This is a genomic window from Paraburkholderia sp. AV2 (genome assembly GCF_054968425.1).
On the sequence record NZ_JBANLK010000001.1, the window covers coordinates 284412 to 307224 of the forward strand.

21 protein-coding genes are annotated in these 22813 nt (G+C 67.0%); 7 read left to right on the forward strand and 14 right to left on the reverse strand.

Annotated elements, in window-relative coordinates:
• Positions 1–109: 109 nt before the first annotated feature.
• The gene (locus V8683_RS01435; RefSeq protein ID WP_411187910.1) at positions 110–568 is read left to right on the forward strand and encodes a hypothetical protein; all 459 of its coding nucleotides are present in this window, start codon (positions 110–112) and stop codon (positions 566–568) included.
• Positions 569–612: 44 nt separating this feature from the next.
• On the opposite strand, the gene V8683_RS01440 is transcribed toward V8683_RS01435, so the two are convergent.
• Positions 613–2175 carry a DHA2 family efflux MFS transporter permease subunit gene (locus V8683_RS01440; protein ID WP_411187912.1) on the reverse strand — a complete coding sequence of 521 codons (1563 nt, stop codon included), beginning with the start codon at positions 2173–2175 and terminating at the stop codon, positions 613–615.
• A gap of 149 nt (positions 2176–2324) precedes the next feature.
• Entirely contained in the window at positions 2325–2843 is a 519-nt protein-coding gene (locus tag V8683_RS01445; RefSeq protein ID WP_411187914.1) for a MarR family winged helix-turn-helix transcriptional regulator, read from the reverse strand.
• A 15-nt stretch (positions 2844–2858) separates the two neighbouring features.
• Here V8683_RS01445 and V8683_RS01450 point away from each other — a divergent pair, with 15 nt between their 5' ends.
• Both V8683_RS01450 and V8683_RS01455 read left to right on the forward strand, forming a co-directional pair.
• On the forward strand, positions 2859–3416 hold the full coding sequence (locus V8683_RS01450) for a hypothetical protein (RefSeq protein WP_411187916.1): 558 nt from the start codon (positions 2859–2861) through the stop codon (positions 3414–3416).
• Positions 3417–3595: 179 nt separating this feature from the next.
• Positions 3596–5134, forward strand: coding sequence for an efflux transporter outer membrane subunit (locus V8683_RS01455; RefSeq protein ID WP_411187918.1), 1539 nt, complete (start codon positions 3596–3598; stop codon positions 5132–5134).
• Positions 5135–5173: 39 nt separating this feature from the next.
• On the opposite strand, the gene V8683_RS01460 is transcribed toward V8683_RS01455, so the two are convergent.
• From V8683_RS01460 to gspG, 8 genes are read right to left on the reverse strand one after another with little or no spacing between them, the layout of a single operon-like run.
• Complete coding sequence (locus V8683_RS01460; protein ID WP_411187920.1) at positions 5174–5953, reverse strand: type II secretion system protein N; 780 nt, start codon at positions 5951–5953, stop codon at positions 5174–5176.
• Between the two features lie 38 nt (positions 5954–5991).
• Positions 5992–6498 (reverse strand): type II secretion system protein M, encoded by a 507-nt coding sequence (locus V8683_RS01465; protein WP_411187922.1) that lies wholly within the window; start codon positions 6496–6498, stop codon positions 5992–5994.
• Positions 6495–7895, reverse strand: coding sequence for a type II secretion system protein GspL (gspL, locus tag V8683_RS01470; RefSeq protein WP_411187924.1), 1401 nt, complete (start codon positions 7893–7895; stop codon positions 6495–6497). Before gspL ends, V8683_RS01465 begins: the two co-directional genes overlap by 4 nt.
• A gap of 34 nt (positions 7896–7929) precedes the next feature.
• A complete protein-coding gene (gene gspK / locus V8683_RS01475; protein WP_411187926.1) occupies positions 7930–9075 on the reverse strand; it encodes a type II secretion system minor pseudopilin GspK in 1146 nt (381 codons plus the stop codon).
• On the reverse strand, positions 9072–9770 hold the full coding sequence (locus V8683_RS01480) for a PulJ/GspJ family protein (RefSeq protein WP_411187928.1): 699 nt from the start codon (positions 9768–9770) through the stop codon (positions 9072–9074). Before V8683_RS01480 ends, gspK begins: the two co-directional genes overlap by 4 nt.
• Entirely contained in the window at positions 9748–10152 is a 405-nt protein-coding gene (gspI, locus tag V8683_RS01485; protein WP_411187930.1) for a type II secretion system minor pseudopilin GspI, read from the reverse strand. The genes V8683_RS01480 and gspI overlap by 23 nt, the downstream gene beginning before the upstream one ends.
• A gap of 1 nt (position 10153) precedes the next feature.
• The gene (locus V8683_RS01490) at positions 10154–10672 is read right to left on the reverse strand and encodes a GspH/FimT family pseudopilin (RefSeq protein ID WP_411187932.1); all 519 of its coding nucleotides are present in this window, start codon (positions 10670–10672) and stop codon (positions 10154–10156) included.
• A gap of 16 nt (positions 10673–10688) precedes the next feature.
• A complete protein-coding gene (gspG, locus tag V8683_RS01495) occupies positions 10689–11177 on the reverse strand; it encodes a type II secretion system major pseudopilin GspG (RefSeq protein ID WP_411187934.1) in 489 nt (162 codons plus the stop codon).
• Positions 11178–11347: 170 nt separating this feature from the next.
• On the opposite strand from gspG, the gene V8683_RS01500 reads away from it, so the two are divergent.
• Complete coding sequence (locus V8683_RS01500; RefSeq protein ID WP_411187936.1) at positions 11348–11761, forward strand: hypothetical protein; 414 nt, start codon at positions 11348–11350, stop codon at positions 11759–11761.
• Between the two features lie 20 nt (positions 11762–11781).
• On the opposite strand, the gene gspF is transcribed toward V8683_RS01500, so the two are convergent.
• Genes gspF through gspD form a run of 3 tightly spaced genes read right to left on the reverse strand, consistent with a single transcriptional unit; the run spans position 11782 to position 16960 of the window.
• Positions 11782–12999: a type II secretion system inner membrane protein GspF gene (gene gspF, locus V8683_RS01505; RefSeq protein ID WP_411187938.1), complete on the reverse strand. Its 1218-nt coding sequence runs from the start codon at positions 12997–12999 to the stop codon at positions 11782–11784.
• Between the two features lie 44 nt (positions 13000–13043).
• Positions 13044–14567 (reverse strand): type II secretion system ATPase GspE, encoded by a 1524-nt coding sequence (gene gspE / locus V8683_RS01510; RefSeq protein WP_411187940.1) that lies wholly within the window; start codon positions 14565–14567, stop codon positions 13044–13046.
• Positions 14564–16960 carry a type II secretion system secretin GspD gene (gspD, locus tag V8683_RS01515; protein ID WP_411187942.1) on the reverse strand — a complete coding sequence of 799 codons (2397 nt, stop codon included), beginning with the start codon at positions 16958–16960 and terminating at the stop codon, positions 14564–14566. The genes gspE and gspD overlap by 4 nt, the downstream gene beginning before the upstream one ends.
• 444 nt (positions 16961–17404) lie before the next feature.
• Here gspD and V8683_RS01520 point away from each other — a divergent pair, with 444 nt between their 5' ends.
• Together V8683_RS01520 and zigA are read left to right on the forward strand one after the other, a co-directional pair.
• Positions 17405–17854: a lytic transglycosylase domain-containing protein gene (locus tag V8683_RS01520; RefSeq protein WP_411187944.1), complete on the forward strand. Its 450-nt coding sequence runs from the start codon at positions 17405–17407 to the stop codon at positions 17852–17854.
• A 124-nt stretch (positions 17855–17978) separates the two neighbouring features.
• The gene (zigA, locus tag V8683_RS01525) at positions 17979–19241 is read left to right on the forward strand and encodes a zinc metallochaperone GTPase ZigA (RefSeq protein WP_411187946.1); all 1263 of its coding nucleotides are present in this window, start codon (positions 17979–17981) and stop codon (positions 19239–19241) included.
• Between the two features lie 63 nt (positions 19242–19304).
• Here the strand turns inward: zigA and V8683_RS01530 are convergent, their stop codons facing one another.
• The gene (locus V8683_RS01530) at positions 19305–19598 is read right to left on the reverse strand and encodes an HU family DNA-binding protein (protein WP_462880602.1); all 294 of its coding nucleotides are present in this window, start codon (positions 19596–19598) and stop codon (positions 19305–19307) included.
• Positions 19599–20043: 445 nt separating this feature from the next.
• Between V8683_RS01530 and mnmC the strand changes: the two genes are divergently transcribed.
• The gene (gene mnmC, locus V8683_RS01535; RefSeq protein WP_411187948.1) at positions 20044–22005 is read left to right on the forward strand and encodes a bifunctional tRNA (5-methylaminomethyl-2-thiouridine)(34)-methyltransferase MnmC2/FAD-dependent 5-carboxymethylaminomethyl-2-thiouridine(34) oxidoreductase MnmC1; all 1962 of its coding nucleotides are present in this window, start codon (positions 20044–20046) and stop codon (positions 22003–22005) included.
• The last annotated feature ends 808 nt before the right edge of the window (positions 22006–22813 follow it).

The following is a 22813-nucleotide window of genomic DNA, read 5'->3' on the forward strand; positions in this document are numbered from 1 at the left end:
TGCTCGAAACGAACGCGCGCCTGCGCGGTCCAATACTTATACCCATGATCGTCGTGCCGGCAGCCACGCAAGGCGCCGCGCGCGGCGCCTGAAGGGAGGACTCCATACCATGAAACGAATCCTGCTGATGCTGCTCTGCGTAACGGCAGCGGCCTGCTCCACGCGCGGCCAGGTGAACCCGGACGTCATGCAGATCGCGACCGCACCGCTCACGTGCCCGGACAAGACACAGTGCGATCTGTGGTGGCAACGTGCGCAGGACTGGGTGCGCACCCATTCGAAGTACGAAGTTCAGACTGTGACCGACACGCTGATCCAGACGTCGGGCCCGGGCGGCGGCAGGCGGCTGCTTGCGTACGAGATCACGAAGACGGCCAACCCCGACGGCACCGCGACGATCGGCTTCGCGGCGCACTGTGACAGTTCGCTCGGCTGCAAGCCCAACCCGTGGGAAGCCGGCGCGGCATTCAAGCAATTCGTGCGCACGGGTGTCGAGACGACCGTTCCCGGCGACGACGCCGACGAAGCGGCAACGACGGGCGGCGCACAACCCTCCACGTCCCCCTGACTTCGGTTCACCGGCGCCAACTTCGCCGGCCCCGCGCGGAACCGTCAATGCCCCATCGACGGTCCGCCGCCTTTCTTCGGTTTCGTGATCCAGACCAGCACCGCCAGTACGAGAAACATCACGCACGAGATGCGGAAGAAGTCGTTGGTCGCCATCATGTAGCCTTGCTGCGTGACGATTTCGTTCAATTGCGCGGTCACGCTCTGGCCCGCGAAGCCGAGGCTCGTCAGCGTGTCGCTATATGAATTGGTGTTCTGCGAATACTGGCTCACCGACTCCGAGAGCACCGCGTGGTGGTAGATCGCGTCGTCTTCCCAGAACGTCGTGCTCACCGCGGTCCCGATCGCGCCCGAGAGCGTGCGTAGAAAATTCGACAGTCCCGAGGCACTCGCGAGCCGTTCGTCGGAGATGCTCGATAGCGTGATGGTCGTCATCGGCACGAAGAAGCACGCGACGCCAATCCCCTGCACGAGACGCGGCTGGATCACGTGACTGAAGGGCACGTCGAGCGTGAAGGTCGAATTCCAGATCGAGACGAACGCAAAAATAAGGAATGCGAAACTTGCGACCATCCTCAGGTCGAGTTTGTGCATGTTGCGCCCGATGAGCGGCGAGAGCACGAGCGCAAGCAGTCCGACCGGGGCCGTTGCGAGACCCGCGATGCCGGCCGTGTAGCCCATCACTGTCTGCAACCAGAGCGGAAAGATCACCACCGAGCCGAAGAACGCCATGAAGCCGAACGAGATGATCAGCGCGCCCAGCGCGAAGTTGCGGTCGCGGAACAGCGATAGGTCGACGACGGGTTCCTTTTCCGTGGCCTCCCAGACCAGCATGAAGGCAATCGACACCGTGGCGACGATGGCGAGCGTGACGATGAACTTCGAGTTGAACCAGTCGCGGTCCTTGCCGAGATCGAGCATCATCTGCAGGCACGACACGCCGATCACGAGCAGCGCAAGACCGACCGCGTCGATGCGCTGTTTCGTGGTTTTCGTCTCGCGTCCGCGCAGCAGCAGGTACGCGCAGGCGCCCGAGAAAAGGCCGATTGGCACGTTGATGTAGAAGATCCACGGCCACGTGTAGTTGTCGGTGATCCAGCCGCCCATCACGGGGCCGAAGATCGGCGCGACGATGACCGTCATCGCCCACAGGCCCAATGCAAGGCCGCGCTTTTCCAGGGGATACGTACGGATCAGGATGGTCTGCGAAAGCGGCACCATCGGCCCGGAGACGAGACCCTGCACGAGACGGAAAAAGATCAGCGTCTCGAAGTTCGACGCAAAGCCGCAAGCCGCCGACGCGAACGTGAACAGCACGACGGAAAGCGTGAAGAGCCGCACTTCGCCCACGCGGCGCGCGAGCCAGCCGGTGAGCGGCACCGCAATCGCGGACGCCACCGAATACGACGAGATCACCCACGTGCCTTCGCTGTTGGCAACGCCCAAGTTGCCGGAGATGGTGGGTACCGCAACGTTCGCGATCGAGGTGTCGAGCACCTCCATGAACGTGCCGAGCGCGAGGCCGACGGTGAGCAGCGCGAGCGTGCCGCCGTGCAGCGGCGCGGGCTCGGCGGCTGCGGCGTCGGGCGCCGTGGTGGAAGCGTTCATCGGTCCTGGATCCTTGTTCGTCGAACCGTCGGCGCCGCTTGCTGCCCAGCGTCTCCAGCTCTTCTATCGATGCCCCGGCATTTTCTGCCCAGACAGTTATTGGCCCGCACAAAGGGCGCTGCTCAGGCGCGCGCCGCCCGTTACGGGGTTCAGCCTTCCGGATGCAACGCCTGCGCCGCCGGGCAGGCGAGTTCTTCGCTGCAAAGCGGGTCGGTAGCCGGATCGTTGGCAATGAAGCGCTGCAACAGGCGCACGAGCGTCGCGACTTCGTCGGCGGCAAAGCCGCGAAGCTGTTCGCTGAGCACCTGCGAGATCAGATCCGGCAGTTGCTGCGCCGCGTCACGGCCAAGCGGTGTCAGCGTCAGTTCGACCACGCGCCGGTCCGCAAGGCTGCGCTGGCGCACGAGGAAGCTTTTCTTCTCCAGCCGGTCCAGCATGCGCGTCATCGATCCCGTGTCGTACGAAAGCACGCGCGACATCTCGTTCGGCGTGCGTGCGCGCTCGAACCACAGCAGCAGGATCACGCCGATCTGCGAGGACGTGAGCCCGAGCGGCGCGACCGCGCGGTCCATTCGCGCGGCCAGCACGTTGCGCGCCGTCGAAAGGAAGTAGCCGAGGCTCGAATCCACACCGGGCTTCGTAGGGACGAAAGGGGCTTCGCTCGTCATGACGCGGGAATCCAGATGCATAGAGGCAATCGGCGTATTTTAGCTGCTCAGGCAGATACGTCAATCAGGAAAGAAGAAGTCATCGCCTGGACAAAAAACAACAGGAAGATTGGTGCAGTGCAAATAAGTTTGTTATTTGATTGCTTAGTCAATATTATGTCAGGCAATCACTTCAACGCCATCACGCCTCATTACGCCTCGGATCGCACCATGCCGTACCTGAAAAATGCGCTCGGCGGCTTTGGCCGCTCCGTTACCGACACCGCCCGGCTCGCGCTCGCGCAAGCCAGCGCGGCGGGTTGGCGCAAGCTCGCGGTCTATGCGGCGGTGTTTGCTTTGCCGGGCGGCTCCCTCGCGGTCCTGCTGTTCATGTGGGCGCAACGCCGGCGGGCAAAGCGCGCCGTGTCGTCCACGCAGGCAGCCCGGGCTATCGTCGCGGCGCCGCTTTGCGCGGACCGCCGGGCCGCGTGCCGCGCGGCTTGCGCCCAGGCGCGCGCGGGCTACACGCCGCGCACGCGGGCGGGCGCCTACGCGCTCGACGCCCTGCGCCGCTGGCGCCGTAACCGCGCGTAATCTGCGCGGCATCGGTCGTAACACACCGCAAGGCAACCCTGCATTAACCTTACGCGTTCCGCGCGGCGCGTGCGCTACCATTCCCGCGACACGACAAACCCGCTGCGTGCCCCCGCGACCGGCCATCCGCTGCGCCTCGCGCGCCTGATGACTCCGGCCGCCTCGACAGGATTGCTTGCATGCCGCGTTCTTCCCACCACGCTGTCCGTCTGCCCGGATTCCCGAAGCGCCGCGCACTCGCCTGCGCCGCGGCCCTGGTCGTAGTCGCGTTCCAGTTGGCCGGCTGCGCGGTCGGCCCGAACTATCAGCGGCCGTCCACGGGCGCCATGCCGGCTTCGTTCAAGGAAGCGCCCGAAGGCTGGAAAGTCGCGCAGCCCTCCGATGCCGCCGACCGCGGCGACTGGTGGACGATCTACAACGACGCCCAGCTCAACGCGCTGGAAGACCAGCTCGACGCGCACAACCAGACCATCGCGCAATATGCCGCCGCGTACCGGCAGGCGCGCGCGCTCGTTGGCGAGGCCCGGGCCGCGTATTTCCCGGTCGTCAGCGCATCGGCCGCCGGTACGCGTTCGCGCACGCCCACGCGCGTGAGCAACGCGAGCGGCAGCTTCCCGAGCGGCACGATCGACAACAACTTCAATCTCGGCCTCGACGCGACCTGGGAGCCCGATCTGTGGGGCAAAGTGAGCCGCACGGTGAGCTCGCAGGAGGCCAGCCAGCAGGGCGCCGCCGCCGATCTGGCCAACGCGCGCCTTTCCGCGCAAGGCACGCTCGCGCAGACCTGGTTCACGCTGCGCTCGCTCGACGCCCAGCAGAAGCTGCTCGACGACACCGTCGTCGCGTATCAAAAGACGCTCGATCTCACGCAAAACCAGTACGCGCAGGGCGTGGCGGGCCGTGCCGACGTGGTCCAGGCGCAGGCGCAACTGCAGTCGGCGCAGGCCTCGGCGATCGACAACGGCGTCGCGCGCGCGCAGAACGAGCACGCGATCGCCGTGCTGGTCGGCCAGCCTGCCTCGACGTTCTCGATCCCGCCGTCGCCCCTCGCGGCCACGCCGCCCACTGTGCCGCTCTCGATGCCTTCGGCACTGCTCGAGCGGCGCCCCGACATTGCTTCGGCAGAGCGCAAGGCCGCGGCGGCGAACGAGCAGATCGGCGTGGCGATGTCGGCGTTCTTCCCGTCGCTCACGATTTCGGCGTCGGGCGGTTTCGAGAGTTCGGTGCTGTCGCAGTTGCTGCAGATGCCGTCGCGCTTCTGGACGCTCGGGCCGTCGCTCGCCGGCACGATCTTCGACGGCGGCCTGCGCAGCGCGCAGACCGAAGCGGCCCGCGCCGCCTACGACCAGCAGGTCGCCACCTACCGCGGCACCGTGCTGGCCGCCTTCCAGGACGTCGAGGACAACCTCGCTTCGCAACGCATCCTCGCGCAGGAAGTCGGCGTGCAGCAGCAAGCCGTGGAGTCGGCGAAGCGTGCGCTCGACATCGTCGTCAACGAATACAAGGTGGGCACGACCGACTACCAGAACGTGCTGTCCGCGCAGACCACGGCGTTCCAGGCCCAGCAGAAGCTGGCGAACCTTGCCGGCGAGCGCATGGTGTCGTCGGTTGGGCTCGTGAAGGCGCTCGGCGGCGGCTGGAGCGTCGCGCAGATGGATCGCGAAACCGGCGCGATGAGCGAAACGGCCAAAGCGGGCGAGGCCGCCAGGGCGGACTAATGCCCTAACGCCCGAACACCCGCCGCAGCGCGGGCCGGTTCAGCGCACGAAGGTCAGCGCGACCGTGCCTGGACCGGTGGGTCGCCCGAGCAGGTTCAAGAGGCCCGCAAGGTTGTCGCGCTGATCGGGCGCCGCGCTCGCGGTGCCTTCGAACGACGTCGACGCGCGCGAGAACACGCCGCGGCCGTTCAGCATTAGCGGACCTTTGCGCGTGGAGAGATCGAGCGTCGACGACGCCCCCTGTGCCTGGATCACCGCCTCGTACGAGCCGAGCGGCTTGACGAGCGAGACCCGCGAACTCATGTCGGCGAGCGAAACGGTGAGCCGGCCGAAGGCGTCGTTGCCGAACGTGCGCCACGGGGTCCACGTCAGACGCACGCTACCGTCGAAATCGAGCGTGTTGAACGGCGCACCCAGCCCCGCGAGCAGCGAGGCGGGCACCGCGATCGAGCCGGCCGTCACGGTGGCGCTCCTCGGCGTGGCTTCGACCACGACGGGGTCGGGCATCGCCTGGGTCTGGCGCATTTGCATGCGCACGCGGCCCGTCAAGAGCGGCCAGAACGCCGTCCGCCATTCGATGCGGCCGGGCAGCAGGGTCGCTCCGGTGTCGTCCTGGCCCGCCGCGAGCATCAGCGTGGCGGAGCCTTGCCAAAGCGAGCCGGCGGGATCGACGAGATTCACGTGGCCCTGCGTCGCGCGCGCGAATTGCGGCGCGATCCAGGCGGCCGGCAGACGGGCGAGCAGCACCATGCCGCTCGACAGCGCGCCCACCAGAAGCCACGGCAACGCGGCGCGCACGCGCCGCATCCAGTACGTCATGCGAGGGTCTCCGGTCCCATACCAGGCGGTCGGCGCATTTACCGCGCGCTCGCCGGCTGCAGCGAGGCGGTCAGGTCGACCTGGCCGTCGGTCTTCAGCGCGCTCATATGCGCTTCGACCACCTGTACCTTGTACTGCTTGCGCGCATCGTCGAGCCAGTTCGTAAAGGCCGGGAACGAGGCGTTCTTCATCTGCACCTGCACCGTCGCGCCGATCAACTGCACCTGCGCACCCTGCAGGCCGTGATCGGCCAACGACGCCGTCAGCGCGTCCTTGAGCGCCTGGCCGTCCGGCGCGACGCTCGCCGCCGCGCCCGAAAGCCCGCGGGCTTCGTTAGCCTCAGCCGTCATTTGCGCGAGCTGCCGCTGCAGTCCCGGCAGGCTCTCGTGCAGACGCGCGCGGCCGTCGGAGGCGGGCGCCCACAGCACCGACCAGCCGATCGCCACGGCCAGCAAGGCGCCGCCCCACGTCAGCATGGTCTGCTCGCGCGGCGAACGCGCCTCCCAGAATTCGGCCCATGCCTCGGTCAAAGCCGTTGTATTCACGATGCGCTCCTGATGGTCCACTTGCCGCTGCTGCTGTCCTGCGTGCCTTCGAGGCCGTTGCGCGCGAGCCGCGCAGCGAGGCCGGCGTCGACGTTCGCGCCTGGCTTGAACGTCACGTCGAGGCGCCGGTCGTGATAGTCGAGCGCGGCGATGCTGTTCGGCGGCACCGGGCCCAGCGCGCGCGCAAAGCCGTCGGAGAGCGCGAGGAAGTCGTCGGCCGAGGGCTCGCCGGCCGCGACACGCAACTGCTGCAACTGGCGCGCCATCTGGCCAGCGGGATCGAGCACGACCGTCGTCTTCGGGAAGGTGTTGAGCAGAAGCTCCGTCATCTGCGTTTCCATCGCGTCGCGCTGGCGCGAAAGCATCAGCCATTGCAGGTTCGCGCCGACGATCGCGATAACGAGCGAGGCCGCGAGGAGCGCGATCGGCAACCGCAGGCGGCGCAGTGTCGCGCGGTCCAGACGCCACGGCTGCGAGGCGAATTCGAACTGGCAGAGGTCGAAGCGGCAAGTCAGTGCGCGGCGCGCAAGCGCTTCGAATGTGAGCGGCTGCGCGCCGGGCAGCCGCGCGATCCCTGCCTTCGATGCGTTGCCCGCCGGTTCGCCCGGCAGGCCGGTCAGCGCGTAGAGCGTCACCGGCGTGTCGCCGGCCAGCGCCTCGATGGTGGCGGCCACGCTCGCCGCGGGCACGGCGAAACCCTGCGCCGTCGCGCCGCGCACGATCGCAAGCTCGAGCGCGACGCCCGGCGCCGAGAGCGCAAGATCGGGCGCGGTGCCCGCAAGCAGTGCAGGCGCGGTCGACATGACCGGGCCGAACACGCAGGCCGTCACCGGCTCGGCAGGCAAGGGCGCGGAAGGCGCAGTTGCAGCCGATCCGGCGGATTCGGCCGTTTTCGCCGCCTCGGGCGGTTCAGCAGTCCCGGTGGTTTCAGCGGTTTTTGCGGTCCCGGCCGTCTCGGGCAGCGGGAGGCACCGCGCGACAGGCACCGCGCGCAAGTTGCGATGGCCGGCGGCAGCGAAACCCTCGACGAGAAAGCGGAACCAGCCGCGATCGATCGCCGCGACCACCTGCCGGTCGTCCGGCAGCGCCTGCGAGTCGAGCGCGAGGTGACAGGTCTGCGGGTCCTGGATCAGTTGATCCTCGACGACGTTCGGCAGTGCCTGGCGCAGCCGCGGCCCCTTGAGCGGCGGCACGGCGGCCGGAATCGTCAGCAGGTCGCGCGCGGCGACGAGCAGGATCGTGGCAGACCCGCGCGGCAGGAGCGCCAGCGCCGCGCGACCCGCGCGCTGGGTGCGGCCCGTCTTGTCGAGCAGCACGAACGGCAGTTCCGGCAACTGCCATTCCTGCGAGTGGACCGCCGGGTCTCGCGGCGGCATCAGGACGATCAGCGTGCTCAAAGGCACCTCGTTTCGATGTTGGACTGAAGCGGTTTCATGGGTCGTCGCTCACGCGCACGACGCGCGTCGTATGGGTGAGCGAGTCGCGCCAGACAAGCGTGGTGCGGTCCAGTTCGGCGCGCTCGTGTTCGACGCGCCCATGAACCAGAAAATAGCTCGTGTTGACGTCGCACAGCGACGTATCGATCGCGGCCTGCGGCACGCCAACACCTTGAAGCGCGAGCTGCACGTCGCCCACGTTGCGGAAGAACACGCTCTGGCGCCGCGCCACGAGCGCCTGCGCGCTCGACAGGCTCATGCCCGGCATGATGGCCGCGATCACCTCGGCGCTTGCCGTGTTCATGTTGACGGGCGTCGTGGTGGGCAGGATCGTCACGAAGGGCCGCAGGCGCGCGAGCACGTCGGGCGTGAAGCCCGGCACGTCGAGCAGTCCGTCCACGCTCGTCATCACGATCGGGGCGGTGGCGCTGCTGTTTTCGGTGTCGTCGAGGCCCGGATTGTCGCTGAACGTCGCGCCGCCCGCGGCGCCTCCCACGACCTGCGGCGTCGTGGTCGGGGCGCCGGGGACCGTGGCGGTCTGAAAGCGCGTCGCGGAATAGGCGAGGCCCGAGCGCAGATAGACCGCCGTGCTCTGCGCGAGCTGGCCGTTGAGGCCGAGCAGTTGCAGGAGTCGCGCGAACGCCTGGATCTGCGTGAGGTCCAGTTGCAGGGCGCCGGGCGCGGGACTCGACACCAGGTTGCGCAGATTGAAGCGCGCTTCGGCGTCCTCGATGGAACCCGAAAGGTAAGTCGTCGCGCCCTGGGCGGAGCGCACGTCGCCGATCTGGCCGAGGAAGTCCGAGAGGCGCGTGCGCGCGAGCGGCACGCCCCAGGTGCCGCCGAGATAGGTGATGCCCGCCGTGGTATCGGCCTCCGAGCGCAGCACGAGACGGGTCCAGTCGAGCGCGCCGCGCGCGATCCACTGCGCCTGCGCGATGAGCCGCTGGTTTTCGATGCGGCGTAGCTGCACCTGCTGGCGCCACAGGATCCCCGAAACGAGAATGGCCGACAGCGCGACCACGAGCAACGCGGTGATGATCGCCGCGCCGCGCTGGCTATGCCGATCCCGCCGGTTAACGAGGCAGGTGGGACGGGCGGGGCGGCGCGGACGGGCCGCAGGAAGGGGCGCGCGCAGGTTCATTCGCCCACCAGAAAAACCCGCGTGACGGGCGACTGCAGCGACGTGGCGCCCACGCGTATCTGGAGCCCCGTCACGGAGCGCGGCATGGGCGCGTTGCCGAGCTGCGGCACCCTCATGCTGTTGATGTTGGCGGTGAGTTGCGCGCGCACGTCCTGCATGTTCGAGGTCCAGCCGACCTTCGGCACGTAGAGGTCCGCGTTGATCGAACCCACGCCGCTCATCATCGGCAGCGCGCTCCAGTTGTCGCCTTCGCCGCCGCGCGTCGCGCGCCGCAGCTCGCCGAGGTTGGCGATGGGCGGCGAGGCATAGCGCACCACGCGGCCCTCGCTCACGCGATAGCGCACGACCTGCAGCCGCGGCGCCGCGCCGGGCGGCACGGCGAACGCGCGCACGATCTGCAGCACGCCGCCGTCGAGCGAGATCGCGGGCGCGCCGGCTTCGTCGTCGGAGGCGGCGCGCTGGCAGTCGATACGCATCTGGTCGAACATCTGCGCGAACACGCGCTCGTCGGCCATCTCGCGCGAGATCGTCTCGCGGCCGCGCATGATCTGGTCGAGCCCGCGCCACGACAGGATCGCCACCACGGCGAGGATCGCAATGGCGACGAGCAGTTCGATCAGCGTGAAGCCGCGCGCACCGGTGCCGCGCGAGGCGCGTGCGGCACGCGCACGGTCACAGCGAGCGGTTCGTCTCATTGGCGACCACCGTGACGAGTTGCGCGAGATTGCCGGCGCGGCCCGGCGTCATGACCGACACCTCCACGCGGCGAAAGACCGGATTGGGCGTGGTGCTCACAGTCTGCACGCAAGTGAGCTCGAGATTGCCCTGCGAGCATTCGAAGCGGCTCTCGCCCACGTCGGGCCACGCGTGCGCGAGATGCAGCTGCGCGAGGGCATTGTCGGCGCTCCAGCCGGCGAGCAGGCGGTCGTGCAGATCGGCTTCGCTCGCGGCGAGGCTGCCCACCGCGCGCATGGAAGCGGCAAGCGCGATGGCGACGATCGCCAGCGCGACCAGCACCTCGATCATCGTGAAACCGCGCGCCGCTCGCGCGCGGGGCAGGCGTCGTGCTTGCCGCATGTCAGCGCACCTCGTAGCGGCCGCTGCCGGTGCCGACGATCGTCGCGCGCCCGGCTGCGGAAAAGAGCGTGACCTCGACCGGCACGTCGACGGCCTCGGTGCCGAACACGAGTCGGCTGGCTCCGTTGTCGTCGTCGCCGCCCGGATAGCTGATCGCAACGCCCGTCACGCCGCCTTCCCACTGGCGCGGACCGAGCAGGTCGTCGCGCAGCGGGCGCCAGCCATCGTCGGTGCGCACGTCGAAGCGAAATCCGCCCTCGACCGGCTGCCAGGCGATGGGGCGTGCGCGCACTTGCGCTTCGTCGCCGGCCGATTCGAACAGGAGCGCAAGGCGCTGGGCCTCTTCGTTGAGGTCGGTGCGCGGATTGCGCGAGAGCGACAGCGACGCGAGCGAAACCAGGATCCCCGCGATCAGCAGCACCACGAGCATTTCGAGCAGCGTGAAACCGCCCGCGCGGCCGCGCGCGAAGGCGCGCGGCGTCGAGCGGGCGGCGTGACGAAGCGGGAAGGGCTGGCGCATGCCTCGCGAGAATCCGCTACTGCCAGGAGCCGATGTCGGCGTCGTTCCCTTCGCCGCCAGGCTTGCCGTCGGCGCCGTAGCTGAACACGTCGATCTCGCCGTGCACGCCCGGATTCAGGTACTGGTACGGATTGCCCCAGGGATCGCTCGGCAGGCGTTCGAGATAGCCGCCGTCCTTCCAGTTATTCGGAACCGGATCGGTGGTCGGCTTCTGGATCAGCGCCTGGAGGCCCTGATCCTGGGTCGGATAGCGGCCGTTGTCGAGACGATAGAGCTTGAGCGCCTGCATGACCGTGCCGATGTCCTGGCGCGCGGCGACGCGCCGCGCTTCGTCGGGACGGCTCATGATCTTCGGCACGATCAGCGCGGCGAGAATGCCGAGAATCGCGATCACGACCATGATTTCGATCAGCGTGAAACCGCGTTGGCGGCGAGCGCGCAGCCCTTCGATTCCGGCACGGTGCTGGTCCCGGCGCTGGTCCCACTTGGTGGCCCACATGGACATGGCTTGCTTCCCTCCTGGCGATGATTTCCCGCGGCGCCCGTCCTGGCGCCGCATCCGACCCTGCGTGTCATGAGGACACGTGGCGGGTCATTGTAATGTCACGCGGTGACGGCTTCCGGGCATACCCGCACGCCGTCGAAAAATTCACAATACTCCGTACAATGGAACGCATGAACGCACTGCAAATCCGACTCGTCTCCCTCGCCGCCTTCGCGGTGCTCTGCGCCACGGCAACGTGGTGGGGTATCACGCTGGCCACGAGCCGCGCGGCACCGATCGTTGCCGCCGCCGCGCACGCGCCCGTTTCGCTCGACGAGGCCTCGACGCTGTTCGGCGGCAAGCTCGACCGCAGCGCGGTGCAGGACATCCACCTCTTCGGCATCCTCGCGCTCCAGCACGGCGCGGCCGCCATCGTCAGCATCGGCGGCGATCCGGCCAGGGCCGTCTCGCTCGGCGGTCCGATCGGCCAGGACGCCACGCTCGCCGAAGTGCGCCCCCGCTCGATCGTCGTCGACCGCCACGGCGTGCACTCCGAAGTCTTCCTGCCGGCCAACGCCGCCGGCCCCACCATCTACGTTCGCTGACGCCGCCTCTGCCGTTATCGCTACTGCACGAGGTTGTTCAGCTCGATGATCGGCAGCATCACCGCGAGCACGATCACGAGCACCACGCCGCCCATCGCCAGAATCAGCAGCGGCTCCAGCAGACTCGTGAGGAACATCGTGCGGCGCTCGAGCTCGCGCGCCTCGCCTTCGGCGGCACGGTCGAGCATCGTCGTCACGTCGCCGGTCGCCTCACCCGACCGGATCAGGTGCACGAGCACCGGCGGAAACGTCTTCGTGTTGCCGAGCGCCCGTGAGAGCGACGTGCCTTCGCGCACGCGCACGATGGCCTCGTCCACGTTCGTGCGCATCGCGCGGTTCGAGAGCGTCTCGCCCGCCGCCTGCAGCGCGCGCAGGATCGGCACGCCGGCCGCGGAAAGAATCCCGAGCGTGCTCGCAAAGCGCACCGTGTTGTAGCCGCGCACGAGCTTGCCCGCGAGCGGCGCGGTGAGCACCCAGCGGTCGAACGAAAGACGCGGCCCCGGCTGGCGCAAAATCGCGCGCACCGTCCACGCAAGTATCGCCACGACGATCAGCACGGCCCACCACCAATGCCTCACGAAGCCGGAGAGCGCCATCATGACGATGGTGAGAATCGGCAACTGCTGCTTCGTGCTCGCGAACACGTTCACCACCTGCGGCACCACGTAGCTCAGCAGGAACGTCACGATGCCGAACGCGATGATCGTGACGATCGTCGGGTAGGTGAACGCCAGCACGATCTTCTGCTTGAGCGCGTTGCGCTGCTCGATGTAGTCGGCAAGACGCGAGAGCACGATGCCGAGCTTGCCCGTATGCTCGCCGGCCGCCACCAGTGCGCGGTAGATGTCGGGAAAGTCGCGCGGATGCTGCGCGAGCGCGTTGGCGAACGAATGGCCGCCCAGCACCTCGGCGCGGATCGCCGCCATCAGCTCGCGAATGTAGTCGCGCTCGGCCTGCTCGGTGAGCACCGCGAGCGCCTCGCCGAGCGGCAGCCCCGCCACCAGCAGGCTCGCGAGCTGGCGCGTGAGGATGGCCTGCTCGCGCTGCGACAGGCGCCGCCCGAGCGCCAGGCGCTGCTGGCGCTCGCCGCGCGTGCGGCTGGCCGCCGGCTCGACGACGAGCGGCGTGAGCCCCTGGCCGCGCAACTGCGTGCGGGCGCTGCGCGCGCTGTCGGCCTCCAGTACGCCTTTTTGCGCCTTGCCCGCGGCGTCGATCGCTTCGAAACGGAATGCCGGCATCTTGCTTAACGCCCTTGCTTAGTGACAAGCCATCGGACGGCCCATCATGCGCCGCCCGTAACGCGCAGCACTTCTTCGAGCGAAGTCGTGCCCGCCTCGAGCCAGCGATCGCCGTCCTCGCGCAGCGTGCGCATGCCCTGCTCACGGCCAGCCTGGAAGACCTCGGCGTCCGCGGCATTGCGGTGGATCAGGGCGCGGATCGGTTCGTCGATGAGCAGCAGCTCGTACACGCCGCGACGGCCCGCGTAGCCCGACTGGCCGCAGCGCTCGCAGCCCACCGGATGCCAGCGCCGGTCGCCATTTTCTTCGGTGCGCTCGTCCTTGCAGTGCGGACACAACTGGCGCACGAGGCGCTGCGCCAGCACGCCGAGCAGCGATGAAGCCAGCAGGTACGGCTCGACACCCATATCGGTCAGACGCGTGACGGCCGAAGCCGCGTCGTTGGTGTGCAGCGTGGCGAGCACGAGGTGGCCCGTGAGCGAGGCTTGCACGGCGATCTGCGCGGTCTCCAGATCGCGGATTTCGCCGATCATGATGATGTCGGGATCCTGACGCAGGATCGAGCGCAGCGCACGCGCGAACGTCATGCCGATACGTTCGTTCACCTGGGTCTGGCCGATGCCCGAAAGGTCGTATTCGATCGGGTCTTCCACGGTCATGATGTTGGTCGTGGCCGTTTCGAGCCGCGACATCGACGCGTAGAGCGTGGTCGTCTTGCCCGAACCGGTCGGCCCGGTCACGAGCACGATGCCGTGCGGCTTCGCGATGAGCTGGTCGAACTTCGCGAGCGTGTCGGTGGCCATGCCGAGCGCCTGGAGATTCAGGCGCTGCGCATCCTTTTCCAGCAGACGCAGCACGGCGCGCTCGCCGTGGCCCGTAGGCAGCGTCGAGACGCGCACGTCCACGGGGCGCCCGCCCACGCGCAGCGTGATGCGGCCGTCCTGCGGCAGCCGCTTTTCGGCGATGTCGAGCTGCGCCATGATCTTGATCCGCGAGATCAGCGCGCCGTGCAGCGCCTTCTTCGGCCGCACGACGTCGCGCAGCGTGCCGTCCACGCGAAAGCGCACCACCGAAGCGTTCTCGAACGGTTCGATGTGAATGTCGGAGGCCTGCTCGCGCGCGGCCTGCGTGAGAAGCGCATTGATCATGCGGATGATCGGCGCATCGTCTTCGGACTCCAGAAGATCTTCCACTTCCGGAATGTCCTGCATCAGCCGCGACAGATCGACTTCGCCTTCCACCTCGCCCACCACTTGCGCGGCGCTGCCGTCGTGGCGCGCGTACGCCTGGTTGATCGCCAGCGCGAGTTCGTCGGCGGGGATGCGCACGAAACGCACGGCGCCGAAATTGCGCGCGACCTCGGCGATCGCCGCGCCGTTCGTGCGCTCGCCGATCCACACTTCGAGGCCGTCGGCGTGCTGCTGCGCAACGAGAATCTGGCCGCTCTTCGCGAAGCCGTAGGGCAGGAGTCGCGCCGCGAGCGGCGAGGGCGCCTCGCGCGGCGCCGCCGCATGCGGGGCGCCCGCCGTGGCCCGCGACTCGCTACCCGGCGTTCGCGGCGTGCTCACTGTTGCACTCCCGGCGTAGTCAGCAAAGGTTGCGCGGGCAACGTCTGGACGGGCACGGCGGGCTGGGACGGCGCCGCGCCGTTGGTGGGCACGGCGTAGCTGCTCGCGCCGCCCGCCGTACCGGCACCGCTCGTGCTGTTCGTGCTGTTCGTGCCGTTCGCCCCGCTGGCAGCGGCGGGCGCCGCGGGCAACATTCGCGTGGCCTGCTCGCGCCGCATCTTGTCGAGATCGAACAGGTTCAGCGCCGATCCGCCTTCGTTGGGACCGACCGGCATCGGCGGCACCACCGGATCGTCATTGTCCTTGATCAGGTTGTTATCGGACTTGTAGGCGCCCGTCATGCCCTGGATGTAGTCGTAGCGGTTCGACGTCACCGCACGCGCCGTGTCGCTGTCGCCGATGATCACCGGACGCAGGAACACCATCAGGTTGGTCTTCGTGCGCGTCTTGTTTTCCGAGCGGAACAACTGGCCGATCCAGGGAATGTCGCCAAGCAGCGGCACCTTGCTGTTGCTGACCTGGTAGTTGTCCTGCATCAGGCCGCCGAGCACGATGATCTCGCCGTTGTCGGCCAGCACGGTCGACTGGATCGAACGCTTGGTGAAATCGGGACCGGCGGGATTGGTCGTCACGTTGGTCGTGCCGGTCACGATCGCCGAGTCCTCGGTGTACAGCGTCAGCTTCAGGATCCCGCCTTCGGTGATCTGCGGCTTGATGTGCAGCGTCAGACCGACGTCGACGCGATCGTAGGTGTTGAACGCCGAGCTCGCCGTGCTGCTCGTGAGGTTCGAATACGAGCCCGTCTGGATCGGCACGTTCGTACCGACGACGATCTTCGCTTCCTGGTTGTCGAGCGTGACGAGGTTAGGCGTGGACAGCACGTTGGCGTCGCTCGTCTGCGACAGCGCCTGCAGCAACGCGCCGAGCCCCTGCACGCCGAACAGATTGTGGACCCAACCTACGTTCAACCCCTGCTGGAGGGTGCTGTTGGCGAGCGCGCCGGCCAGGCCCCCGGTAGCGCCGGCGGCGAGTGCTGCCGACGTCAGGTTGATGATGCTGTTGCCGCCGCCGGTGGCAAGATTGGTGCCGGCCAGCACGTTGCCGCTGCCGATCTGCCACTGGATACCGAGGTTGGCGTTCGTGTCCGAGTTCAGCTCGACGATCAGCGCCTCGATATAGACCTGGGCGCGCCGCGCGTCGAGCTGGTTGATCACGGAGCGCAGGTTGCGGTACACCGCGTCCGGCGCCGTGATGATCAGCGAGTTGGTGGCCGGGTCGGCCTGGATCATGCCGCCCGCCGGGTTGTCGTCGCCCTTGTCCTTGTTGTCGCCGAGGAATGGCGCATCGTCGTTGCCGTTGGCCGAACCGCCGCCCGTCATCGGGTTGCTCGACGACGTACTGCCGCCGCCGAGCGAGCTGCCCGGCAATGGCGGCGTGCCCGACGTGCCGGTCGAGCTGTTGCTGCCGTTGCTGCCGCCGCCCGTGTTCTGGTTGAACGAGTTCGCATTGTTGCCGGACGACGAGTCGTTCCCGCCTTTGCCCATCATCCCGCGCAGCGTCTTGGCAAGCTCCACGGCGTCGGCGTTGCGCAGCCGAACCACGTGGATGTTGCCCGGCATGCTCGTGGGCGCGTCGAGCTGCTTCGCCAGTTGGGTCGCGGCGGCGAGGCGCTGCACGTTCGAGGCGCGCAGCATCAGCGAGTTGGTGCGCGGGTCGGGAACGACCGAGACCTTCAGCGTGGGATCCGAAGCGCCGATCGCGCCCGGATCGAGCATCTTCGAAATGAGCGGCGCGATGTCGAGCGCGTTGGCGTTGTGCAGCGGCACGACCTGGACCTGCTGGCCGGCGGCCGTATCCACACCCGCGATAATCGCGGCGATGCGGCGCACGTTGTCGGCGTAGTCGGTGACGACGAGCGTGTTGTTCGACGGGTAGGCCGCAATCGTGTTGTTCGGCGAGATGAGCGGGCGCAGCACCGGCAGCAGGTTGTTCGCCGACTCGTTCCTCAGTACGAACACCTGCGTGACCACCTGGTCGCCGCGCGCCACCGGCGTGTTGCCGACATAGGTGGGCACGCCCTGCAGCTTGGCGTCGGCCTCGGGCACGACCTTCAGCACGCCATGATCCTGCACGAGCGCGAAGCCCTGCATGCGCAACGCCGACTGCAGCGTCTTGAGCGCCTGGTCCTCGGGAACGGGGTTCTCCGAAACGAGGTTGAGCTGCCCTTTCACGCGCGGGTCGACAATGATGGTTTTGCCGGTCGCGGCGCCAATCGCTTTCGCCACCTGGTCGATGTCGGCATTGACGAAATTAAGCGTCACCTGAGCGTGCGCGACCTGCGCCGAGATGATTCCGCTCACGAGTAGCGCCGTGGCAACGCGGCGCAAAGCCATACGATTTCTTCTCATGGATGTCATATCGAAGCCGATGGCGGGCGTCACCGGCTGTTCGTGCGGAATGAGCGAGCGGCGGTGAGCGCGTGGCGGGCCTGCGCGCCTGCCTGCCTCCACCGGCCGATCCGGGCAGCCGCCTCTCTCGTCCCCTCGGCCACCAATGATCTACAAAAAAACGCAACAGTAGCAGCTTTTCGTGTCGAATTTGTCACAAGGTTAGGCAGTCCGTGGATTTCTTCTACTCTCCTCTACTCGTTTCGCAGACTTAAAAGCATTTTGTAAGCCATTGGGCCGCGTGATCCGCGTTTATCCTTACCGTTCCTTACCGTCTTTTCGGCGGGACCGTGTTTGCCGGGCCTCATCCGGATGGGACAGGCGGCTTGACGCGTCATAAGCGGCCGGTATCATACGGGCGATCCGGATGCCCATATTGCTTGCCCTGCCATGAAGAAGGCCTGGTCCCGCCCGATTGCCCTTGCTGCCGCCGCGCTCGCGCTGGCCGGCGTCAGCACGCTCGCGCGCGCCGACTGCTTCGATGCGGCCGCCCATTATCAGCAGGTCAATCCGCTGATCCTGCGCGCAATCGCATGGCAGGAATCGCATAATCATCCCGACGCAGTACACAGGAATGCTAACGGATCGACCGATTACGGCGTCATGCAGATCAATTCCGTGCACCTCCCCACGCTCGCGCAGTACGGCATCTCGCAGAGCACGCTGATGGAACCCTGCAAGAACGTCTATATCGCCGCGTGGCATCTGCGCCAGCAGATGAACAAATACGGCAACACGTGGGCCGCGGTCGGCGCCTACCATTCGGAAACGCCGACGCAGCGCGACCGCTACGCGCAGCAGATCGCCGCTATTCTTCGGCAGTGGCATTTCCTCAAGTAAGCCGCAACGCCTGCCCGGTCTGAAAGACAGGGCCGATCAGCGCAGGGCGCGCACATGATGCACAATGCGTTCTAGCGCCGCATTCGTGCGGCCCGTCTTTCGTCCTTCTGATTGCCACACTGCGATGAACCAGCCGCCACTGCCCGTCACCGTGCTCGCCGGGTTCCTGGGCGCGGGCAAGACCACGCTGCTCAACCACATCCTCGCGAATCGCGCCGGCCTGCGCGTCGCCGTGATCGTCAACGACCTCGCGGCCGTCAATATCGACGCCGCGCTCGTGCGCGATGCCTCGGCGCTTTCGCACGTCGAGGAAAAGCTCGTCGAAATGTCGAACGGCTGCATTTGCTGCACGCTGCGCGACGATCTGCTCACCGAGATCCGCCGTCTCGCGCAGGAACAGCGATTCGACGCGATCCTGATCGAATCCACGGGTATCGCCGAACCCATGCCGATCGCCGAGACCTTCACTTTCGTCGACGACGACGGCACTTCCCTTGCCGACATCGCACGCCTCGACACGATGGTGACCGTGGTGGACGCGTTCAACTTCCTGCGCGATTACGCCTGCGCCGACGCACTTGCCGAACGCGGTCTCGCCGCCACAGAAGAAGACGACCGCACGCTCGTCGAGCTGCTGATCGAACAGGTGGAGTTCTGCGACGTGCTCGTCGTGAACAAGGCCGACCTCGTGAGCGACGACGAACTCGCGCACCTGCAGCACATTCTTGCGCGCATCAATCCGCGTGCCATCCAGGTCGTGAGCCGTTTCGGCACCGTGCCGCCCGGCGAGGTGCTGAACACAGGGCGCTTCGATTTCGACGCGGCCTCGAGTGCTCCCGGCTGGCTCGCGTCGCTCAACGATCACGATCACCACCACGGCGAAGCCGACGAATTCGGCATTGGCAACTTCGTCTATCGCGCGCGGCGGCCGTTTCATCCCGAGCGCCTGTGGGCGCTGCTGCACGAAGAATGGAAGGGCGTGCTGCGCACCAAAGGCTTTTTCTGGCTCGCGACGCGCAACGACGTGGCCGGTTCGCTTTCGCAGGCGGGCGGCACGTGCCGGCATGGGCCGGCCGGCACATGGTGGGCGGCGCAGCCGCGCGAAACCTGGCCGCAGGACGCGGAGCTCGAACAGGAAATCGCCCACGACTGGTACGGCGACGCGAACGACGCAAGCATCGGCGACCGGCGCCAGGAACTCGTCATGATCGGCGTGGATCTGGATCGCGCAGCGTGGCAGGAGAGGCTCGACGCCTGCCTCTTGTCCGATGCCGAATTCGCGGCCGGCGCACCGGCATGGAGCGCTTTCGCCGATCCGTTTCCGTCTTGGGACCTCGAAGACGATCACGAAGGCGGCGAGAGCGAAATCGTTCACCGACCGGAATAACGCTAAAAACGCGGACGAAAAAAACCCGCCAGGGGGCGGGTGTCAACTTAAAGCGGCAGTACCTTAGCGCTTGTTGACGGCGTCCTTGAACGCCTTGCCAGCCGTGAACTTGACCGTCTTGGCTGCCGGAATCTTGATGGTTTCGCCCGTCTTCGGGTTGCGGCCCGTACGCGCTGCACGCTTGCCCGAACCGAAGCTGCCGAAGCCGATCAGCTGCACGGCGTCACCCTTCGCCACAGCCTTCTTGACCACTTCGAGGAGCGTGTCCAGCGTCTCGCCGGTTTGCGCCTTGCTTGCGCCCGTCTGTGCTGCAACGGCGTCGATCAGTTCCTGTTTATTCATTGAGAAAGTCCTTATCAGTTTAGGTTGACACGAACAGCGCGAACGCGCCGATTATACGGACGCGTGCCGCGCCGTCGAGCAGCGACGGTTCCGGAGCACCCCGGCGTTTTTCGTTGCGGCGCAGAGCGTAGCGCCTCACCGCAACGGCCGTGCTGCCGCTTCCCTGGGCGGCGCTTGCTATGATAGCGCAGCGCAAACCCAATAACGACAAGGGTTTCGAAGATTTGCAGTGGGATTCTCCCGAATTCGCGCTAACGCCTGCATTTTTTGGCCGCAATCCCTCGAAAAGGCCGCTGCATTGACGATTTCTAACAGTCGTGCGTTGCGTCCGGCCAACGCCCCGATGCCGCAAAACCAGGCTGGACGGGGGTTTTGAGAAGTCGAGCCAGGTCTTTGCCGCGCCCTGGTCTCTGGCGCCAGCGCGTTTTTCACTGCACGTTCCAGCCCGTTCGCGTTCCTTATGACCGCCATCCTGACTCCCGCCACACTCGCTTTTCGCGAGGACGGTACGCCGTTTTCTCCCGCATTCGGCGACATTTATCACAGCGCATCCGGGGCATTCGCCCAGTCCGAAGCTGTCTTTCTGCATGGCAACGGCTTGCCCGAACGCTGGCAGGGCCGCCGCATTTTCACCGTGCTGGAAACAGGCTTCGGCATGGGCGTGAACTTCCTCGCCACCTGGTCGGCATGGCGCAACGATCCCGCACGTTGCGAGCGGTTGCATTTCGTTTCGGTGGAAAAGCACCCATTTACATGCGGCGATCTGCGTGCCGTGCTCAATGCGATCGTTGCTCACGCACCTCTTTCGGCGCTCGCGCACGAACTCGCCAACGCCTGGCCGATGCTCGTGCCGGGCACCCATCGGCTCGAATTCGAAGGCGGACGCGTCACGTTGACGCTCGTTTTTGGCGACGCGTCCGAGGTGCTTCCCAAAATGTGGTTACGTGCGGATGCTTTCTATCTCGACGGCTTCGCACCGGCGAAGAATCCCGATCTGTGGTCGCCGGCGCTTTTCAAGGCGCTGGCCCGCGTGGCCGGCGACGACGCAACGTTCTCGACCTGGAGCAGCGCCGGCGAGGTCAAGCGCGCGCTCGAGGCGAGCGGCTTCGAGTACCGCAAGGTCGAGGGCTTCGGGTCGAAACGCGCGATGCTCGTGGGCCGCTTCGCACCACGCTGGCGCGTGCGGCGTTATGAACCGCCGCTGCCGGCCGCGGTGCGCGAGCGCCATGCGGTCGTGATCGGCGCGGGGCTCGCAGGCTGTGCGCTCGTGGAGCGGCTCGCGGCCCGCGGCTGGCGCGTGACCCTCGTCGAACGCCGTGCCGCGCCGGCGCGCGAAGCGTCGGGCAATCCCGCAGGCGTCTTCCATCCGCTGATCTCGCGCGACGACAGCAGCGCGTCGCGCATCACGCGCGCGGGCTTCCTCTACGCACTGCAGCGCTGGGCCGCGCTCGACGCGGCAGGCGAGGGACCCGTGCGCTCGAATTCCGGACTCCTTCATCTCGCCACCGACGACGAATCGCGCGCCGTGGCCGCGGCCCTCGGTTCGTTCGGTTATCCCAACGAATACGCTCATGCGGTTTCGCGTCAGGAAGCCGCGCGAATCGCAGGCATCGAACTCGCTTACGACGGCTGGTTCTATCCGCTCGGCGGCGCAATCGATCCGGCTTCGTTGTGCCGCGCACAATGCGCGGCGGCGGGCACGCTGCTCGACGCGCGTTTCGGCACGAACGCGGCGCGCGTCGAGCGCACGGCAAACGGCTGGGACGTCTTCGACGAAACCGGTGCGCTCATCGCCCAGGCCGAGGTCGTGATCTTTGCGAACGCGCACGACGCCGCGCGCGCGGCGACGCTCGATTACGCCCCGACACGCCTCGTGCGCGGCCAGCTCACGCTCGTCGCGCCCAGCCCGATCGCGCCGCTGCGCGTGCCCGTGATCGGCGACGGCTACGCGGTGCCGCTCGCGAACGACGTCACGCTCGCGGGCGCCACCTACGAAGTCGACGACGCAGGGACCGAGCTACGCGCGGCGGGACACGTGGAGAACCTCGAACGCGTTGCCCGGATGCTGCCCGGGCTCGATGCCGCGCTCGCGTCCGGTCGCGCCGGCGAGCTGGACGGGCGCACCGCATTTCGCTGCGTGACGAGCGACCGGTTGCCGATGATCGGCCAGCTCGGCGACGAGGCCGAGGCGCGGCGCTCTGCAGAGCGTCTCGCCGGCGCGTGGCCGCTCGACCTGCCACGCGTGCCGGGCCTCTACGGCGCTTTTGCCTACGGATCCCGCGGCCTCGTATGGTCGGCGCTGGGCGCCGAACTGATCGCCTCGCAGCTCGAAGGCGAGCCGTGGCCGCTCGAACGCGAGCTCGCGGAACAGCTCGATCCCGCGCGCTTCTTGCAACGCGCGTTGCGCCAACGGAATCTCTAGACATGTTCGATACGCCATCGCGTACCGCGCCAAGGTTATCCACGCCATGTTGTGGATAACCGCGCGGATTGCAGGTGAAGCACGTGTGGAATCGATGTGGACGTAAACGGGGTAACTCGCGGCTCCGCCCAGATGGCCAAAAAGTTGCTCCACGATCCCAGACCACACCTCACATGCTTTGCGACCGGTTGTGCGAGCGCCAAGTCACTGATCTTTTGGAGCTATCCACAGTTGTCCACAGGAAAGAGGCCCCTTTGTTAACTTCTACTATGTATACATACGGTAAACCATAAATTCAAAGCTGACGCCATCGCTATCGGCCGTCATTCCTTTTGTACGGTTTGCTTCGAGATCCCCGTATAGCGGTCAAAATTTCCATCTGTGCCATCAGTCAGACGTAATTACCGCTCCGACAGCCGGCTGCGGCCAGTGGGGACAATTGCAAAAAAGCTATGGCACAATCGCCGTTCTCCCTGCGTCGCGTGCCGTATCTGACGGCCGACGCATCCATGGAACGGATGTCGCTTGTCCTGACTCTTAGTGCTCAGGAGAAGCGGCGGCGTTCGTTCATCCAACGCGGGCGCCGCCATCCACACGTACGCGCCCGCACCGGTTGTCTGCCACTTCCGGCACGCCGGCGCTGTGCTTTCCCGTAGTTGCGCAGTTGAACCCCGCCCGGCGGGGCGCGCACCGTCCGTGGAATTTCGGCCTTGTATTCTGGCCGGCTGCGCCACGCGCCGAATGACGGAAGCCCGGGCTGAGCGCCCCGGTGCGGCACGCGGCTTGCCTGTATTGGCCCGTGCGTGAG

Bases quoted from the DNA above. Each gene is read 5' to 3' on its own strand.
- V8683_RS01435 (WP_411187910.1), top strand. From the start codon at position 110: ATGAAACGAATCCTGCTGATGCTGCTCTGCGTAACGGCAGCGGCCTGC.
- V8683_RS01440 (WP_411187912.1), bottom strand. From the start codon at position 2,175: ATGAACGCTTCCACCACGGCGCCCGACGCCGCAGCCGCCGAGCCCGCG.
- V8683_RS01445 (WP_411187914.1), bottom strand. From the start codon at position 2,843: ATGACGAGCGAAGCCCCTTTCGTCCCTACGAAGCCCGGTGTGGATTCG.
- V8683_RS01450 (WP_411187916.1), top strand. From the start codon at position 2,859: ATGCATAGAGGCAATCGGCGTATTTTAGCTGCTCAGGCAGATACGTCA.
- V8683_RS01455 (WP_411187918.1), top strand. From the start codon at position 3,596: ATGCCGCGTTCTTCCCACCACGCTGTCCGTCTGCCCGGATTCCCGAAG.
- V8683_RS01460 (WP_411187920.1), bottom strand. From the start codon at position 5,953: ATGACGTACTGGATGCGGCGCGTGCGCGCCGCGTTGCCGTGGCTTCTG.
- gspK (WP_411187926.1), bottom strand. From the start codon at position 9,075: ATGAACCTGCGCGCGCCCCTTCCTGCGGCCCGTCCGCGCCGCCCCGCC.
- V8683_RS01480 (WP_411187928.1), bottom strand. From the start codon at position 9,770: ATGAGACGAACCGCTCGCTGTGACCGTGCGCGTGCCGCACGCGCCTCG.
- gspI (WP_411187930.1), bottom strand. From the start codon at position 10,152: ATGCGGCAAGCACGACGCCTGCCCCGCGCGCGAGCGGCGCGCGGTTTC.
- V8683_RS01490 (WP_411187932.1), bottom strand. From the start codon at position 10,672: ATGCGCCAGCCCTTCCCGCTTCGTCACGCCGCCCGCTCGACGCCGCGC.
- gspG (WP_411187934.1), bottom strand. From the start codon at position 11,177: ATGTCCATGTGGGCCACCAAGTGGGACCAGCGCCGGGACCAGCACCGT.
- V8683_RS01500 (WP_411187936.1), top strand. From the start codon at position 11,348: ATGAACGCACTGCAAATCCGACTCGTCTCCCTCGCCGCCTTCGCGGTG.
- gspF (WP_411187938.1), bottom strand. From the start codon at position 12,999: ATGCCGGCATTCCGTTTCGAAGCGATCGACGCCGCGGGCAAGGCGCAA.
- gspD (WP_411187942.1), bottom strand. From the start codon at position 16,960: ATGGCTTTGCGCCGCGTTGCCACGGCGCTACTCGTGAGCGGAATCATC.
- V8683_RS01520 (WP_411187944.1), top strand. From the start codon at position 17,405: ATGAAGAAGGCCTGGTCCCGCCCGATTGCCCTTGCTGCCGCCGCGCTC.
- zigA (WP_411187946.1), top strand. From the start codon at position 17,979: ATGAACCAGCCGCCACTGCCCGTCACCGTGCTCGCCGGGTTCCTGGGC.
- mnmC (WP_411187948.1), top strand. From the start codon at position 20,044: ATGACCGCCATCCTGACTCCCGCCACACTCGCTTTTCGCGAGGACGGT.